Annotated in this window: 11 protein-coding genes; all 11 read left to right on the forward strand. The window is 71.6% G+C overall.

Annotated elements, in window-relative coordinates:
* Positions 1–28 precede the first annotated feature (28 nt).
* Complete coding sequence (gene ligA / locus ABZ267_RS04015) at positions 29–2,257, forward strand: NAD-dependent DNA ligase LigA (RefSeq protein WP_356748240.1); 2,229 nt, start codon at positions 29–31, stop codon at positions 2,255–2,257.
* A gap of 388 nt (positions 2,258–2,645) precedes the next feature.
* Positions 2,646–4,796, forward strand: coding sequence for a bifunctional diguanylate cyclase/phosphodiesterase (locus tag ABZ267_RS04020; RefSeq protein WP_356748242.1), 2,151 nt, complete (start codon positions 2,646–2,648; stop codon positions 4,794–4,796).
* Between the two features lie 322 nt (positions 4,797–5,118).
* Entirely contained in the window at positions 5,119–5,415 is a 297-nt protein-coding gene (gene gatC / locus ABZ267_RS04025; protein WP_003966094.1) for an Asp-tRNA(Asn)/Glu-tRNA(Gln) amidotransferase subunit GatC, read from the forward strand.
* Between the two features lie 5 nt (positions 5,416–5,420).
* A complete protein-coding gene (gene gatA / locus ABZ267_RS04030; RefSeq protein ID WP_356748244.1) occupies positions 5,421–6,914 on the forward strand; it encodes an Asp-tRNA(Asn)/Glu-tRNA(Gln) amidotransferase subunit GatA in 1,494 nt (497 codons plus the stop codon).
* Between the two features lie 5 nt (positions 6,915–6,919).
* Positions 6,920–7,153 (forward strand): hypothetical protein, encoded by a 234-nt coding sequence (locus tag ABZ267_RS04035; protein WP_356748373.1) that lies wholly within the window; start codon positions 6,920–6,922, stop codon positions 7,151–7,153.
* A gap of 16 nt (positions 7,154–7,169) precedes the next feature.
* Complete coding sequence (gene gatB / locus ABZ267_RS04040; protein WP_356748246.1) at positions 7,170–8,678, forward strand: Asp-tRNA(Asn)/Glu-tRNA(Gln) amidotransferase subunit GatB; 1,509 nt, start codon at positions 7,170–7,172, stop codon at positions 8,676–8,678.
* A gap of 101 nt (positions 8,679–8,779) precedes the next feature.
* Positions 8,780–10,039 carry an SLC13 family permease gene (locus ABZ267_RS04045; RefSeq protein WP_356748375.1) on the forward strand — a complete coding sequence of 420 codons (1,260 nt, stop codon included), beginning with the start codon at positions 8,780–8,782 and terminating at the stop codon, positions 10,037–10,039.
* A 124-nt stretch (positions 10,040–10,163) separates the two neighbouring features.
* On the forward strand, positions 10,164–12,269 hold the full coding sequence (locus ABZ267_RS04050; protein WP_356748248.1) for a phosphocholine-specific phospholipase C: 2,106 nt from the start codon (positions 10,164–10,166) through the stop codon (positions 12,267–12,269).
* Between the two features lie 178 nt (positions 12,270–12,447).
* Complete coding sequence (locus ABZ267_RS04055; RefSeq protein ID WP_356748250.1) at positions 12,448–14,688, forward strand: MMPL family transporter; 2,241 nt, start codon at positions 12,448–12,450, stop codon at positions 14,686–14,688.
* Entirely contained in the window at positions 14,666–15,223 is a 558-nt protein-coding gene (locus tag ABZ267_RS04060) for a GNAT family protein (protein ID WP_356748252.1), read from the forward strand. Before ABZ267_RS04055 ends, ABZ267_RS04060 begins: the two co-directional genes overlap by 23 nt.
* 48 nt (positions 15,224–15,271) lie before the next feature.
* Positions 15,272–15,883, forward strand: a complete 612-nt coding sequence (locus ABZ267_RS04065) for a hypothetical protein (protein ID WP_356748254.1) — start codon at positions 15,272–15,274, stop codon at positions 15,881–15,883.
* The last annotated feature ends 49 nt before the right edge of the window (positions 15,884–15,932 follow it).

Genomic DNA, 15,932 nt, shown 5'->3' on the forward strand with positions numbered 1-15,932 from the left:
GACGACGGGTACACAGGAGGACGGGACGATGGCGGGCGAAGAGCGGGTGGAGCAGGAGAGTTCGGTCCCGGCGGACGCGCGGGAGGAGCACGCGCTGCTGGCCGAGCAGATCGAGGAGCACCGCTTCCGGTATTACGTGAAGGACCAGCCGGTGGTCAGCGACGCCGAGTTCGACCGGCTGATGCGCTCCCTGGAGGCCCTGGAGGAGGAGCACCCGCCGCTCCGCACTCCGGACTCCCCGACCCAGAAGGTCGCCGGGCCCTACCGTACGGAGTTCACCTCCGTCGAGCACGCCGAGCGGATGCTCTCCCTGGACAACGCCTTCGACGACGAGGAGCTGGCCGCCTGGGCCGAGCGCGTCGCCAAGGATGTCGGCACGCCCGGCTACCACTTCCTGTGCGAGCTCAAGGTGGACGGGCTCGCCGTCAACCTCACCTACGAGCACGGCCGGCTGACCCGGGCGGCGACCCGCGGTGACGGCCGCACCGGCGAGGACATCACGCCCAACGTCCGCACGATCGCGGAGATCCCGCACCGGCTGAAGGGCGACGACGTCCCCGCGCTGGTCGAGATCCGCGGCGAGGTCTTCTTCCCGATGGAAGGCTTCGAGGAGCTGAACGCCCGGCTGGTGGCCGCCGACGACAAGCCGTTCGCCAACCCGCGCAACGCGGCGGCCGGTTCGCTGCGCCAGAAGGACCCGAAGGTCACCGCCACCCGTCCGCTCCACATGGTGGTCCACGGCATCGGCGCCCACGAGGGCCTCACGCTCGACCGCCTCTCCCAGGCGTACGACCTCCTCCACTCCTGGGGCCTGCCCACCGCCAAGCACAACAAGGTCGTCGACTCCCTCGCAGGCGTACGGGAGTTCATCGCGTACTTCGGCGAGCACCGGCACTCCGTGGAGCACGAGATCGACGGGGTCGTCGTCAAGCTCGACGAGATCCCGCTCCAGGGCCGCCTCGGCGCCACCTCACGCGCCCCGCGCTGGGCCATCGCCTGGAAGTACGCCCCGGAGGAGGTCAACACCAAGCTGGTCAACATCCGCGTCGGCGTCGGCCGCACCGGCCGCGTCACGCCGTACGCCCAGGTCGAGCCGGTCGAAGTGGCCGGTTCCGAGGTCGAGTTCGCCACCCTCCACAACCAGAACGTGGTCAAGGCCAAGGGCGTCCTCATCGGTGACACCGTGGTCCTCCGCAAGGCGGGCGACGTCATCCCGGAGATCCTCGGCCCCGTCGTCGACCTGCGCGACGGCACCGAGAAGCCGTTCGAGATGCCGACGCACTGCCCCGAGTGCGGTACGGAGCTGCGCCCGATGAAGGAGGCCGACATCGACCTCCGCTGCCCCAACGCCCGCACCTGCCCGGCCCAGCTGCGCGAGCGCGTCTTCTACCTCGCCGGACGCAAGAGCCTCGACATCGACCACTTCGGCTATGTGGCCGCCGCCGCCCTGACCCGGCCCCTGGAGCCCGCCGAGCCGGTTCTGAAGGACGAGAGCGGCCTGTTCGACCTCACCATCGAGCAGCTGCTGCCGATCCGGGCGTACGTCCTGGACCAGGACAGCGGGCTGCCCAAGCGCGACCCGAAGACCGGCGAGGAGAAGATCGCCACCGTCTTCGCCAACCAGCAGGGCGAGCCGAAGAAGAACGCGGTGGCCATGCTGGAGGGCATCGCCGCCGCCAAGGAGGCACCGCTGGCCCGGATCCTCACCGGGCTCTCCATCCGCCACGTCGGGCCGGTCGCCGCCCAGGAGCTGGCTCGCCAGTTCCGCTCCATCGACCGCATCGACGAGGCCACCGAGCAGGAGCTGGTCGACGCGGACGGAGTCGGCCCCATCGTCGCCGCCTCCGTCAAGCAGTGGTTCGCCGAGGACTGGCACCGCGAGATCGTGCGGAAGTGGCGCGAGGCCGGGGTCCGGATGGCCGACGAGGGCTCGGACGAGGAGCAGGGCCCCCGCCCGCTCGAAGGCCTCACCGTCGTCGTCACCGGCACCCTCACCGGCTACACGCGGGACGGCGCGAAGGAGGCGCTCCAGAGCCTCGGAGCGAAGGTCACCGGGTCGGTGTCGAAGAAGACCGCGTTCGTGGTCGTCGGCGACAACCCCGGCTCCAAGTACGACAAGGCCATGCAGCTGAAGGTTCCCGTGCTGGACGAGGCCGGCTTCGCCGTCCTGCTGGAACAGGGCCCGGACGCGGCACGGGAGGCGGCCCTGCCGGTGCCGGAGCCGGCGGCGGCCGAGCCGGAAGCGGCCACGGAGTAGCGGCGCGTCACGGCTCCCACGGCTCCCACGCCTCTCGCGACCCGCACGCCACTCCCGGACATCCCCTGTTCGCCGTATCGAGACGACTCCGTGACGCGACCCCGGCGTGGCGCGCTCCGGGAAGGGAAGAAACGGGGCAGAGGGGCGAAGAAGGGTCGGCCGGACCCCGAACGGTCCACCGGCATCACCCGTTCGGCCCATAGCAGATGGTGACGGGTCGTCGGTTCGCCTTCGGCAAGAGCGGTGGAGCGCTGCCCCTGGACGCCTTTCGCGGCCTACTGTTGAGGGGTAGCGCCTGCCGGTCCACGGCCGCCCGTCCGGGGCCGTGGGAGAAAGAGAGCGGGGGCCACCGAGGGACTTCGGCACCGCCGGCTGTGAGAGGGACGGAATGAAACCGACCGAGAGCGCCGCCCCGGTGTCGCGGCTGCAAGGTTTCGTCGGCCTCACGACCCCTGTGGGCGCCGCCGTCATCGCGATCGCCGCGTTACTGCTGGCGGCCGGCTTCTACCGGACCGTGCAGGACGGCCACGCCCTCTTCCCGGACGGTGCCGTGGGCTGGTCGATCGCCGTCCTCACCGGGATCATCGTCGGCCACCTGGTCGCGCTCGGCCGCGACCGCTGGTGGGGCGGGACCGGTTCCGGTGCCGCCCTCACCCTCGCCGTCCTGCTGCTCTACGGCTGGCTGCCCGCCGGACTGGTCAGCCTGGTCGTCGTGGTCCTCGTCGGAAGCGCCCGCAGACACCGCTGGTGGCAGGGGCTGCTGCACGGCGCGGTGGACATCCTCGGCATCGCGGCGGCGGCGCTCGTGCTGGCCGCGTTCGGCGTGGTGCCGACCGTGGAGCGGCCCTGGCTGCCACTCGACTGGTCCATCGCCGCCGTGCCGGAACTGGTCCTGACGGCGTCGACGTATCTGCTCGTCACCCGGGTCCTGCTCTGGTACGCGGGAGCCCCGCAGAACGGCGGGCTGCCGACCATCGCCCGCACCGCTCTGCTGCGCCAAGGGCTCGTCGCCGTCGCGCTGCTCGGCCTCGCGCCGCTGATCTGCGTCGTCGCGATGTCCATGCCCGTCGTCCTGCCGCTCTTCGCGGTCCCGCTGATCGCGCTGGACTCCACGCTCTGGATCGCCCGCGCCCGCGCCGAGGAGCAGCTGCGCGATCCGCTGACCGGCCTGCCCAACCGCCAGTGGCTGCTGGAGCGGACCTGGTCGGCGCTGGAGGACGCCGAGAGCGTCGGCACCCGGTCGGCGCTGGTCCTGATCGACCTGGACCGCTTCCGCGCCGTCAACGACACCCTCGGCCACCTGGCCGGCGACCGGCTGCTGCTCCAGATAGCGGAACGTCTGCGCCTGGCCCTGCCGCCCGGCGCCGAGGCGGCCAGGCTCGGCGGCGACGAGTTCGCCGTACTCCTGCCACAGGCCGACTCGACCACCAGCGCCCAGCGCGTCGCCCGACACCTGGTCGCCGAGCTGTCCTCGCCGCTCGACCTGGACGGTCTGGTCCTCGTGCTGGAGGCCAGCGCCGGCGTCGCCGTCTACCCGGACCACGCGCTGGACGCCGAGGGCCTGCTGCGCCGCGCGGACGTCGCGATGTACCAGGCCAAGCGCGACCGGACGGGCGTGGAGGTCTACGAGTCGAAGCGGGACAGCAACACTCCGGACCGGCTCGGACTGCTCGGCGATCTGCGCCGGGCGCTGGACGCGGGCGACGTCGAGCTGCACTACCAGCCCAAGGTCCGCTTCGACGGCCAGGTCGCCGGCCTGGAGGCGCTGGTGCGCTGGGTGCATCCGGAGCGCGGCCGGGTCCCTCCGGACGAGTTCATCGCCATCGCGGAGTCCTCCGGCCTGATGCCGCACCTCACGGAGTACGTGCTGGAGACGGCGCTCGCGCAGGTAGCCCGGTGGCGCGCTCAGGGCCTCTTCGTGCCGGTCGCGGTCAACGTCTCGCCGCGCGACGTCCACACCCCCGGTTTCGCGGGCGGGGTCGCGGCTCGGCTCGCCCGGCACGGCGTACCGGCCTCGGCGCTCCAGCTGGAGATCACCGAGCATGTGCTCCTGGAGGACCCGCAGCGGGCCGCCGACACCTTGGCCGGACTGACCGCGCACGGCGTGAAGATGTCCTTGGACGACTTCGGTACGGGGTACTCCTCGCTCGTCCATCTGCGCCGGCTTCCCGTGAGCGAGCTGAAGATCGACCGCTCCTTCGTGGCCCGCCTCGCTCTGGACCACGAGGACGGCGAGATCGTCCGCTGCACGATCGACCTGGCCCACTCGCTCGGCCTGGTCGTCGTCGCTGAGGGCGTCGAGGACGACGAGACCTGGGAGCGGCTGCGGGACCTGAGGTGCGACGCGGTGCAGGGCTGGCTGGTGGCGGCCGCGATGCCGCCGCAGGAGACGACGGCCTGGCTCCGGGCGCGCGGCGAGCACGGCTGGCGCCGCCCGGCCGAGCTGGAGGCCCAGGCGGCGGCCACCGCGGCCAACGGCAAGCCGGAGGGCAAGCAGCACCCTCAGGGACGTACGGTCTCGGGCCCGGCGACGGCCTGAGGCGCGGGCCCGGGCTCGTACCGAAAAGCCGGGAACCCGTACCGAAAACGTCTGAAAGGGGTGGCCCGATCGGGGTGGGACACCCGGCCTGACCGGACCCCATAGGATTGGGGGCCGGTGGCACATTTCCACCTGCCGCGCGACGCCTGGCACGCACGCTCGCCGCGTTGCCGAAACGCCCACGTGACTCCGCCACGAGGGCGCTCCGGCGCCTTGCGATCGCACGCACCGGACGCCGCGTGGCCCGCCCTTCGGACGGACGGTGGAAATGTGCCACCGGCCCCCAGCCCAAAACCACACACCAACCCCTGAGGATCGCTGCATGCCTGGCATCACGCGCGAGGAGGTCGCCCACCTCGCCCGGCTGGCGCGTCTGGAGCTGAAGGGCGAAGAGCTCGATCACTTCGCCGGTCAGCTCGACGACATCATCGGCGCGGTCGCCCGCGTCTCCGAGGTCGCCGACCAAGACGTACCGCCGACCTCCCACCCGCTGCCGCTGACCAACGTCATGCGCGCGGACGAGGTCCGTCCGTCGCTCACCCCCGCGCAGGCGCTCTCCGGCGCCCCGGCCCAGGAGCAGCAGCGTTTCAAGGTGCCGCAGATCCTGGGGGAGGACTAATCGCCATGACGGACATCATCAAGCTCACCGCGGCCGAGATCGCCGCGAGGATCGCCTCCGGCGAGCTGACCGCCGTCGAGGTCACCGAGGCCCACCTGGCCCGGATCGACGCCGTCGACGAGAAGGTCCACGCCTTCCTGCACATCGACCGCGAAGGCGCGCTCGCCCAGGCCCGTGCCGTGGACGCCAAGCGCGAGGCGGGCGAGAAGCTCGGCCCGCTGGCCGGCGTCCCGCTCGCGCTGAAGGACATCTTCACCACCAAGGACATGCCGACCACCGTCGGTTCCAAGATCCTTGAGGGCTGGGTCCCGCCGTACGACGCGACGCTGACGCAGAAGCTGCGCGCCGCCGACATCGTCATCCTCGGCAAGACCAACATGGACGAGTTCGCCATGGGGTCCTCCACCGAGAACAGCGCCTACGGTCCCACCGGCAACCCGTGGGACCTCACCCGCATCCCCGGCGGCTCCGGCGGCGGCTCCTCCGCGGCCCTCGCCTCCTACGAGGCCCCGCTCGCCATCGGCACGGACACCGGCGGCTCGATCCGCCAGCCCGCCGCCATGACCGGCACGGTCGGCGTCAAGCCCACCTACGGCGGCGTCTCCCGCTACGGCATGGTCGCCTTCTCGTCCTCGCTGGACCAGGGCGGGCCCTGCGCCCGTACGGTCCTGGACGCGGCGCTGCTCCACGAGGCGATCGCCGGCCACGACCCGCTGGACTCGACCTCCATCGACGCGCCGGTCCCGCCGGTCGTCGAGGCCGCGCGCAACGGCTCCGTACAAGGCATGCGCGTCGGCGTCGTCAAGCAGTTCCGCGGCGAGGGCTACCAGGCCGGCGTCCTCCAGCGCTTCGACGAGTCGGTCGAGCTGCTGAAGTCGCTCGGCGCCGACATCGTCGAGCTGGACTGCCCGTCCTTCGACCTGGCGCTCTCGGCGTACTACCTGATCGCGCCGTCCGAGTGCTCCTCCAACCTGGCCCGCTTCGACGCCATGCGCTACGGCCTGCGGGTCGGTGACGACGGTACGAAGTCGGCCGAGGAGGTCACCGCGCTCACCCGCGAGGCCGGCTTCGGCGACGAGGTCAAGCGCCGCATCATCCTGGGCACGTACGCGCTGAGCTCCGGCTACTACGACGCGTACTACGGCTCGGCCCAGAAGGTCCGCACCCTCATCACCCAGGACTTCGAGAAGGCCTTCGAGCAGGTCGACGTGATCGTCTCCCCGACGACGCCGACCACCGCCTTCCCGATCGGCGAGCGCGCCGACGACCCGATGGCGATGTACCTCGCGGACCTGTGCACCATCCCCACCAACCTGGCAGGCAACTCCGCCATGTCGCTCCCGTGCGGCCTGGCCCCGGAGGACGGACTGCCGGTCGGACTGCAGATCATCGCCCCCGCCATGAAGGACGACCGGCTCTACAAGGTCGGAGCCGCCGTCGAGGCCGCGTTCGTGGAAAAGTGGGGGCACCCGCTGCTCGAGGAGGCTCCGTCGCTGTGAGTGCCATGGCAAAGAAGGCCAAGAACTTCAAGAAGTCCAAGACCGGGCTGTACGTCGCGCTCGGCAGTACCGCGTTCGGCGCGATCAGCGTCGCCAAGCAGGCGAAGCTCGCCCGCACCGACAACGACGTGCTGCGTCTCGTCGACGCGGCCGTCTCCGCGGCCGCCATCGTCACCGGACTCGCGATCCTCTATCGCGAACTGAAGCGTCTGGGCGACGAAGACGTCCTGCTGGGCTGAGAGGGAAAGTTTCACCGTGACTGTCACCGACCTGGTGTCGTACGAGGACGCGCTCGCGTCCTACGACCCCGTCATGGGCCTCGAAGTCCATGTCGAACTCGGCACCAAGACCAAGATGTTCTGCGGCTGCTCCACGGAGCTGCAGCAGGGCGCCAACTCCCAGACCTGTCCGGTCTGCCTCGGACTGCCCGGCGCGCTGCCGGTCGTCAACGAGATCGGCGTGGAGTCGGCCATCAAGATCGGCCTCGCGCTCCACTGCGAGATCGCCGAGTGGTGCCGCTTCGCCCGGAAGAACTACTTCTATCCGGACATGCCGAAGAACTTCCAGACCTCGCAGTACGACGAGCCGATCGCCTTCAACGGCTATCTGGACGTCCAGCTGGAGGACGGCGAGATCTTCCGCGTGGAGATCGAGCGCGCCCACATGGAGGAGGACACCGGCAAGTCGACGCACGTCGGCGGCGCCACCGGCCGTATCCACGGAGCGTCCCACTCCCTGCTCGACTACAACCGGGCCGGCATCCCGCTCATCGAGATCGTCACCAAGCCGATCGAGGGAGCCGGGGCGCGTGCGCCGGAGGTCGCCAAGGCGTACGTCGCCGAGCTCCGTGAGCTGATCAAGGCGCTCGGCGTCTCCGAGGCGCGCATGGAGATGGGCCAGATGCGCTGCGACGTCAACCTGTCGCTGCGCCCGCACGGCCGCGAGGCGTTCGGTACGCGCTCCGAGACGAAGAACGTGAACTCGCTGCGTTCGGTCGAGCGGGCCGCGCGCTTCGAGATCCAGCGCCACGCGGCGGTGCTCTCCTCGGGCGGCACGATCGTGCAGGAGACCCGGCACTTCCACGAGGAGGACGGCTCCACCACGGCCGGCCGCATCAAGGACAACGCCGAGGACTACCGCTACTTCCCCGAGCCGGACCTGGTCCCCGTCGCGCCCGCGCGCGACTGGGTCGAGGAGCTGCGCAAGGGCCTCCCCGAGCTGCCCCGGCTGCGCCGGGCGCGGCTCAAGGAGGAGTGGGGTGTCAACGCGCACGACATGCAGTCCATCCTCAACGCGGGCGCGGTCGACCTGATCGTCGCCACGATCGAGGCGGGCGCTCCGGCGGACCAGGCCCGCAAATGGTGGATGGGCGAGCTGGCCCGTAACGCCAACGAGACCGGCCGCGGCCTGGACGAGCTCCCGATCACTCCGGCGCAGGTCGCCCGGGTGGCCGCGCTCGTCGCCAAGGGCGACCTCAACGACAAGCTGGCCCGCCAGGTCATCGAGGGCGTCCTCGCGGGCGAGGGCGACCCGGACACCGTGGTCGAGAAGCGCGGTCTGAAGGTCGTCTCGGACGAGGGCGCGCTGTCCACGGCCGTGGACGAGGCCATCGCCGGCAACGCGGCCATCGCGGACAAGATCCGCGGCGGCAAGGTCGCGGCGGCGGGCGCGCTCGTCGGCGCGGTCATGAAGGCCACCCGCGGACAGGCGGACGCGGCGCGCGTGCGCGAGCTGATCCTGGAGAAGCTCGGCGTCGAGGGCTGATCACCTGATCGTCCCCGGAGGGGCGGTGCACCCGTACGTACTCACCTACGCGCGGGCGCACCGCCCCTTCAGCCGTCCTCCGCCGAACCCCGAGGATCCCGCTGAACACCGTCACCGCCGAGCTCGTCTCCTTCGCCCTGCTCCTGGGCGTGCTCGCCTTCGCCGTCGTACGCCCACGGGGTCTGCCGGAGGCGACCGTCGCCGTGCCCGCCGCCGTCCTCGTGGTGGCCGCCGGCGCGGTGTCCTGGCCCGAGGCGCGGGAGCAGGCCGGCGAACTGCTGCCCGTCGTCGGGTTCCTCGCCGCGATCCTCGTGCTGGCCCAGCTCTGCGCCGACGAAGGGCTCTTCCGGGCCGCCGGGGATCTGGTGGCCCGTGCCTGCCGGGGCCGGACCCGGCCGCTGCTCGGCGGGGTCTTCGTCGTGGCCTCGCTCATCACCGCCGTCCTCAGCCTGGACGCCACCGTCGTCCTGCTCACTCCGGTCGTCCTCGCCACGGCGGCCCGGGTCGGCGCGCGGCCGCGCCCGTACGTCTACGCCTGCGCGCACCTGGCCAACTCCGCCTCGCTCCTGCTCCCGGTCTCCAACCTCACCAACCTGCTGGCGTTCACCGCGAGCGGCCTCTCCTTCACGCGGTTCGCCGCGCTGATGGCGCTGCCGTGGCTGGCCGCGATCGCCGTGGAGTACGCGGTGTTCCGGCGCGCGTTCAAGGCCGACCTGGCCGCCGGAGCGCACGCGCCGGACCCGGAGGCCGAGCGCACGCCCGTACCGGTCTTCACGCTCGTCGTGCTGGCGCTGACGCTGGCCGGGTTCGTCGTCACCTCGTTCGCCGGGGCCGAGCCGCTGTGGGCCGCGCTGGCGGGAGCGGCGGTGCTGGCCGTACGGGCGCTCGCCAAGCGCGAGACCACGCCGGCCGCCGTCGTCCGCTCGGCCAACCCGCTGTTCTGCCTCTTCGTCCTCGCGCTCGGCGTCGTCGTCAAGGCGGTGGTCGACAACGGCCTCGGCGACGGCATCGCCGCGCTCCTGCCCGACGGCGACACGCTGCCCGCGCTCCTCGGCGTCGCCGTGGTCGCCGCGCTGCTGGCCAACCTGATCAACAACCTGCCCGCGATCCTGGCCCTGCTCCCGATCGTCGCGGCGGCCGGACCCGGACCGCTGCTCGCCGCCTTGATCGGGGTCAACATCGGCCCCAACCTCACGTACGTCGGATCGCTCGCGACTCTCCTCTGGCGCCGCATCCTGCACGCCCACGGCGACCCGCCGGAGCTCGGCCACTTCACCCGGCTCGGCCTCGCGACCGTACCGGCGACGCTTCTCGCCTCGACGCTCGCGCTCTGGGGATCGCTGCACCTCATCGGCGTGTAGAGCGCTGCTTGGACTTCTCGTCCGACCTCTTGGACGTTCACCACCGGGCCGTACGCAGTCCTTCCCGACGCCACCTGACCTGACTAGCTTCCGGGCTGTAACCACCGATGCACGGGAGGCTCTTTTGACCACGGACATGTCACGGCGGCGGCTCTTCGCTCTCGGCGGAGGCGCGCTCGGCGCAGCTGCGGCCGGATCGTTCCTGCCGCCGTCGCTCCAGGCAGCCATCGCCGCGCAGCCCGCCCGCACGGCGGGGTCCGGCGGGCTCGGGGCCATCAAGCACGTGGTGATCCTCATGCAGGAGAACCGTTCCTTCGACCACTACTTCGGCACCTTGCGCGGCGTACGCGGCTTCGGCGACCGCAACGCCATCGAGCTGCCCACCGGCGGGACCGTCTTCGAGCAGCCCGGCGCGTCCGGCACCGCCGTCCTGCCGTTCCCGGTGCGCGGCGCGGCCGAGGAGCAGCGACAGGACCTCCAGTACATCGGTGCTCTCGACCACTCCTGGAGCGGCGGCGCGAAGGCCTGGGGCGGCGGCTGGATGAACGGCTGGATCAGCGCCAAGACCGCGGCCACCATGGCGTACTACGACCGCCGCGACATCCCGCTCCACTACGAGCTGGCCGACACCTTCACCGTCTGCGACGCGTACCACTCCTCCATCCACACCTCCACCAGCCCCAACCGCAACCACCTCTGGAGCGGCAAGACCGGCTTCGAGGCGAACGGGAAACGGGCCGTCGGCAACGACGCGTACAACGAGGGCAGCCATCCCGGCTACGACTGGTCGACGTACGCCGAGCGGCTGGAGAAGGCGGGCCGCAGCTGGCGGACGTACACGGAGTGGGAGAACTTCACCGACAACCAGATCGAGTTCTACGCCACCTTCAAGGCCATCGCCCGCAAGGCGCTCGCCAGGACCGGCGGTCCTACGTACATGGAGGCCTTCTACGCCAAGGTGCGCGGTGCCTCCGCCGCCGAGCGCGAGCGGCTGCTCGGGCTGCTGGAGGAAGGCGTCGCGACCCTCACGAAGCAGGAGCGGAGCCTGTTCGAGCGCGGGCTGCGCCGGGTCCCGACCGGGACACTCGCCGACGCGTTCGCCAAGGACGTGGCGGCCGGGACGCTGCCGGAGGTCTCCTACCTGGTGCCCTCGGCCATCGACTCCGAGCATCCGAGCACCTCCTCGCCGGTGCACAGCGCCACCATCGTCTACAAGATCCTGGACGCGCTCGGCAAGCATCCGGACGTCTGGCGCCACACCGCCGTACTGATCAACTACGACGAGAACGACGGCTTCTTCGACCATGTCCCGCCGCCCGTCGCACCGCCGGAGGTGACCGAGGAGCAGTGGGAGGGCCGCCCGACCGGGCTCGGCATCCGGGTGCCGCTGCTCGTGGTCTCGCCGTGGACCGTCGGCGGGTACGTCTGCTCCGAGGTCTTCGACCACACCTCGGTCATCCGCTTCCTGGAGCGCTGGACCGGCGTGAAGGAGCCCAACATCGGCGACTGGCGGCGCCGCGTCACCGGCGACCTCACCTCGGCCTTCGACTTCACCCGGCCCCGCCGCAAGCCCGCCGTCCAGGCGCCCGGCCCGATCCCGCCGCTGAGCGGCCGCTGGCAGCCGAAGCCGCCGTCCGTCCAGCACCTCCCGGAGCAGGAGCCCGGCGTACGCCCGGCGCGCCCGCTGCCGTACCAGCCGGACGCGCAGGTCAGGCGGGCAGGCGGTGGCCTGAGGGTGGAGCTGAGCAACGGCGGCCGGTCCTCGGCACACTTCACGCTCTATCCGTACGCCGGTGAGTTCGCGGCTCCGCAACACCGGGACGTCCGGGGCTCGGCCCACTGGACCGTTCCGCCGGCCGGAGACACGTACCGCTTCACGGTCACCGGGCCGAACGGCTTCCGGCGCGAGTTCGCCGGGCCGGTCCACGGCGGCGCGGAGGTCACCACACGGATCGACACCCGTGACCGCGATGTGCACCTCACGCTGCGCAACACCGGCCGCCGGCCGCTGACCTTCCTCGTCCGGCCGCTCGGCTACGTCGACGAGGACGACCTGCACGACTGGGTCCGCCGCGTCACCGTCAAGCCGGGCCGGCACCGTACGGTCGTGCACTCCGCGGCCGACGCGCACGGCTGGTACGACCTCGCCGTCACGGCCGACGGCGAGGACGGCTTCCGGCGGCGGCTCATGGGCCACATCGAGAACGGCCGGGCGAGCGTCTCGGGCTGACCGGCGACCGGCGGTGCATGTCCTGTGCAGGAAGCAGATCAACCTCTGTGACCATGGCCACCAAACGGACAAAGGATCACTTTCTGCTGAGAGAGTGGCGGTCCAGGTCATGCGACGTTTGCGGGCAGATCACGTCATCTGCGGGTAAAGGTCCACGAACCCGCAGGGAGCTCGTCCGTTGGCTGCCATCGCCCGCTGGTGCATCAAGCACCGCCTTCTCGCCGTCCTCATCTGGCTCGCCGCCCTCGGCGGTACGGCCGCCGCGGCGGGGTTCGCGGGTTCCGCGTACTCCAACGACTACGAGGTGCCCGGTACGGAGTCCGGCCGGGCCACCGAGCTGCTCTCGCGCGGCTTCACCGACCTCGGCGGCGACACCGACACCGTGGTCTGGCACACCACCGGCTCCACGGTGCGGGCCGCCGCCGTCGAACAGACGATGACCCGCACGTTCCACGCCATCGACGCCCTGCCCGGCGTCGGCGCGGTCACCGGCCCGTACGGCGCCGAAGGCACCGGCCAGATCAGCGAGGACGGCCGCACCGCCTACGCCACGGTCACCTTCGACCGTCCCGCCGACGAGATCTCCGCCTCCCAGGCGCAGGCCCTTGTCGACACCGCGAAGGAAGCCGAGGCGGACGGGCTCCAGGTGGAGCTCGGCGGCACCGCCGTCGCCCTCACCGAGGCGCCCTCCGCCCACATCGCCGAGGCCGTCGGCGTGCTCGTCGCCGCCGTGGTCCTCTTCCTCGCCTTCGGCTCGCTCGCCGCCAGCCTGCTGCCCATCGCCACCGCTCTGGTCTCCGTCGGCACCGCCTACGCGGGCATCGTCCTGCTCGGCCATGTGATGACCGTGGCGGACTTCGCGCCGATGCTCGGCATGCTCATCGGGCTCGGCGTCGGCATCGACTACGCGCTCTTCATCGTGACCCGCCACCGCAGAGGGCTCCGGCGCGGCATGTCCGTCGACGAGGCGGCGCAGAACGCCGTCACGACCACCGGACGCGCGGTCGTCTTCGCCGGCGCCACCGTCTGTATCGCGCTGCTCGGCATGCTGATCCTGCGGCTCAGCTTCCTCAACGGCGTCGCCATCGCCGCCTCGCTCACCGTCGTGCTGACCGTGGCCGCCTCCGTCACGCTGCTGCCGGCTCTCCTCTCCCGCATCGGGATGCGGGCCCTCAGCCGGCGCGAACGCCGCCGGCTCGCCGAACACGGACCGCGCCCCGACCTGCCCACCGGCTTCGCCGCCCGCTGGTCCGCCTTCGTCGAGCGCCACCCGAAGCTGCTCGGCGGCATCGCGGCCGTCGTCATGACCGTCCTCGCGCTGCCGGCACTCGGCCTCCACCTCGGCACCTCCGACCAGGGCAACAACCCGGCCACGACCACCACCCGCCAGGCGTACGACCTGATCGCCGACGGCTTCGGCCCCGGCGTCAACGGCCCGCTCACCATCGCCGCCCAGCTCGACGGCGCGGACGACCGGCTCGCGCTGGACTCGCTGCCGGAGCAGCTCCGTACCACCGAAGGCGTCGCCTCCGTCGGCCCGGTCACGTACAACGGCGGCGGCGACACCGCCTTCCTCACCGTCGTCCCCGACTCCGCGCCCCAGTCGCAGCAGACCAGCGAGCTGGTCGACCGGATCCGGGAGGACGTGCTGCCGCCGGTCGAGGACGCCAGCTCGCTGGAGACGTACGTCGGCGGCGTGACCGCGAGCTACGACGACTTCGCCGAGATCATCGTCGGCAAGCTGCCGCTGTTCGTCGGGGTCGTCATCGGCCTCGGCTGTCTGCTCCTGCTCCTCGCCTTCCGCTCCATCGGCATCCCGGTCAAGGCCGCCGTCATGAACGTGGCCGCCGTCGCCTCCTCCTTCGGCGTCGTCGTCGCCGTCTTCCAGTGGGGCTGGGGGAGTGAGCTGCTCGGCCTCGGCAGCGCCGGGCCCATCGAACCCTTCCTGCCGGTGATCATGGTCTCGGTCCTCTTCGGCCTCTCCATGGACTACCAGGTCTTCCTGGTCGGCCGGATGTACGAGGAGTGGCTGGAAACCGGTGACAACCGGCGCTCGGTCCGGGTCGGCCTCGCGGAGACCAGCCGGGTGATCAACTCCGCCGCCGTCATCATGATCTCCGTCTTCCTCGCCTTCGTGCTCAGCGGCGACCGGGTGATCGCCATGTTCGGCATCGCGCTGGCCACCGCCGTCGCTCTGGACGCCTTCGTCCTGCGCACCCTGCTGGTGCCGGCCCTGATGCACATGCTCGGCGGCGCGAACTGGTGGCTGCCCGGCTGGCTGGACCGCCGGCTGCCCCGGATCAGCATCGAGCCGCCCGACACCGTGGTGGACCATGCGAAGATCCCGGAGGCGCGCGTCACGGAGGTGGGCGCCGCATCGGCAGAGGAGGAGCACGATGTTCGCCGTATCCCTGGGTGAGGACGGCGCCGAGCTGCGTCCGCTGGAGGTCTGGCAGGCCGAGGAGTTCCTCGCCCACATGGACCGGGCGCGCGAGCTGGTCGACCCGTGGATCCCGTTCGCCTCTTTCGCCACCGACGTGGACTCGGCGCGCGCTCTGCTCCAGCGGTACGCGGACAAGCAGGCGGCCGACACCGGACGGCTCCACGGCATCTGGCTGGACTCCACGCTCGTCGGCGGTGTCCTGTTCCGGACCTTCGACGCGCGGACGGGCACCTGCGAGATCGGCGTCTGGCTGGAGCCCGCCGCCCAGGGCCGCGGCCTGATCACCCGGGCCGCCGAGCGCCTGATCGACTGGGCGGTGGACGAGCGCGGCATGCACCGCGTCGAGTGGGTCGCGGCCACCGCCAACACCCGCTCCATCGCGGTGGCCAAGCGGCTCGGCATGACCCGCGACGGCGTGCTGCGCCAGAACTACCTCTACCGAGGCGTACGCCACGACTCGGAGCACTGGTCCGTACTGGCCCCGGAATGGCGGTCCCGCACCGGGCGCTGAGCGGCGGCGTTAAGAGGGCTCTCATCCGGGGCCCCTAGCGTGCGGCACATGAACACCACCCCCTCCAAGACGACCGACCTCTCCAAGACGGCCACACCGGCCGACGACCCCGCCGACGCCGTTACGGAGGACACCACCGCGACCGCCGCGCCGGACGGGACTCCGGTGGCCGCGAATCCCTCCGACGAGGCCGAGGCTTTCGACGAGGCCGAGGACGACGACCTGGAACCCGACGCCTTCACCGAGGCCCGCCACGGCGTCGGCGCGGGCGCCACGGCCGTGGTCTCCGCCGCACTCGGCATCGTCGCGCTGACCGGCGCCTGGTCCGGCCGCGTCGCCGCCGAGCGCGAGACCCTGCTGGGCCAGATCCAGACCGCGGGCGGCTCCAGCGCGGCCCAGCAGATCTCCGAGATCTACGGCGACGCCTGGCACACCACGGCCCTGGTCAACGGCGTCTTCGCGGTGCTGGCCCTGCTCGTCGGCGCCTTCGTCCTGGCCCGCCCGGCCTTCGGCACCCCGGCCACGAGGCCGCAGCCCGCCTGGATCCGAGCGGTCGCGCTGGCCGGAGTCGCGCTCGGCACCCTCGGCGTACTGATCTCCGCGGGCATGTACTTCGACCTGTTCCTCTCCCTGCCGGTGGCGGGCACACCGGCGGGCTGAGCCACGGGAGCACCTCCTGCGCGATCCGGGCCCGCACCGGCGGACCCGG

Source organism: Streptomyces sp. NPDC006174 (genome assembly GCF_040614075.1).
Lineage (GTDB): Bacteria > Actinomycetota > Actinomycetes > Streptomycetales > Streptomycetaceae > Streptomyces.

Coding starts and splice junctions, on each gene's coding strand:
- ABZ267_RS04060 (WP_356748252.1), top strand. CDS start 14,666: ATGTTCGCCGTATCCCTGGGTGAGGACGGCGCCGAGCTGCGTCCGCTG.
- ABZ267_RS04065 (WP_356748254.1), top strand. CDS start 15,272: ATGAACACCACCCCCTCCAAGACGACCGACCTCTCCAAGACGGCCACA.
- gatA (WP_356748244.1), top strand. CDS start 5,421: ATGACGGACATCATCAAGCTCACCGCGGCCGAGATCGCCGCGAGGATC.
- ligA (WP_356748240.1), top strand. CDS start 29: ATGGCGGGCGAAGAGCGGGTGGAGCAGGAGAGTTCGGTCCCGGCGGAC.
- ABZ267_RS04020 (WP_356748242.1), top strand. CDS start 2,646: ATGAAACCGACCGAGAGCGCCGCCCCGGTGTCGCGGCTGCAAGGTTTC.
- gatC (WP_003966094.1), top strand. CDS start 5,119: ATGCCTGGCATCACGCGCGAGGAGGTCGCCCACCTCGCCCGGCTGGCG.
- ABZ267_RS04035 (WP_356748373.1), top strand. CDS start 6,920: ATGGCAAAGAAGGCCAAGAACTTCAAGAAGTCCAAGACCGGGCTGTAC.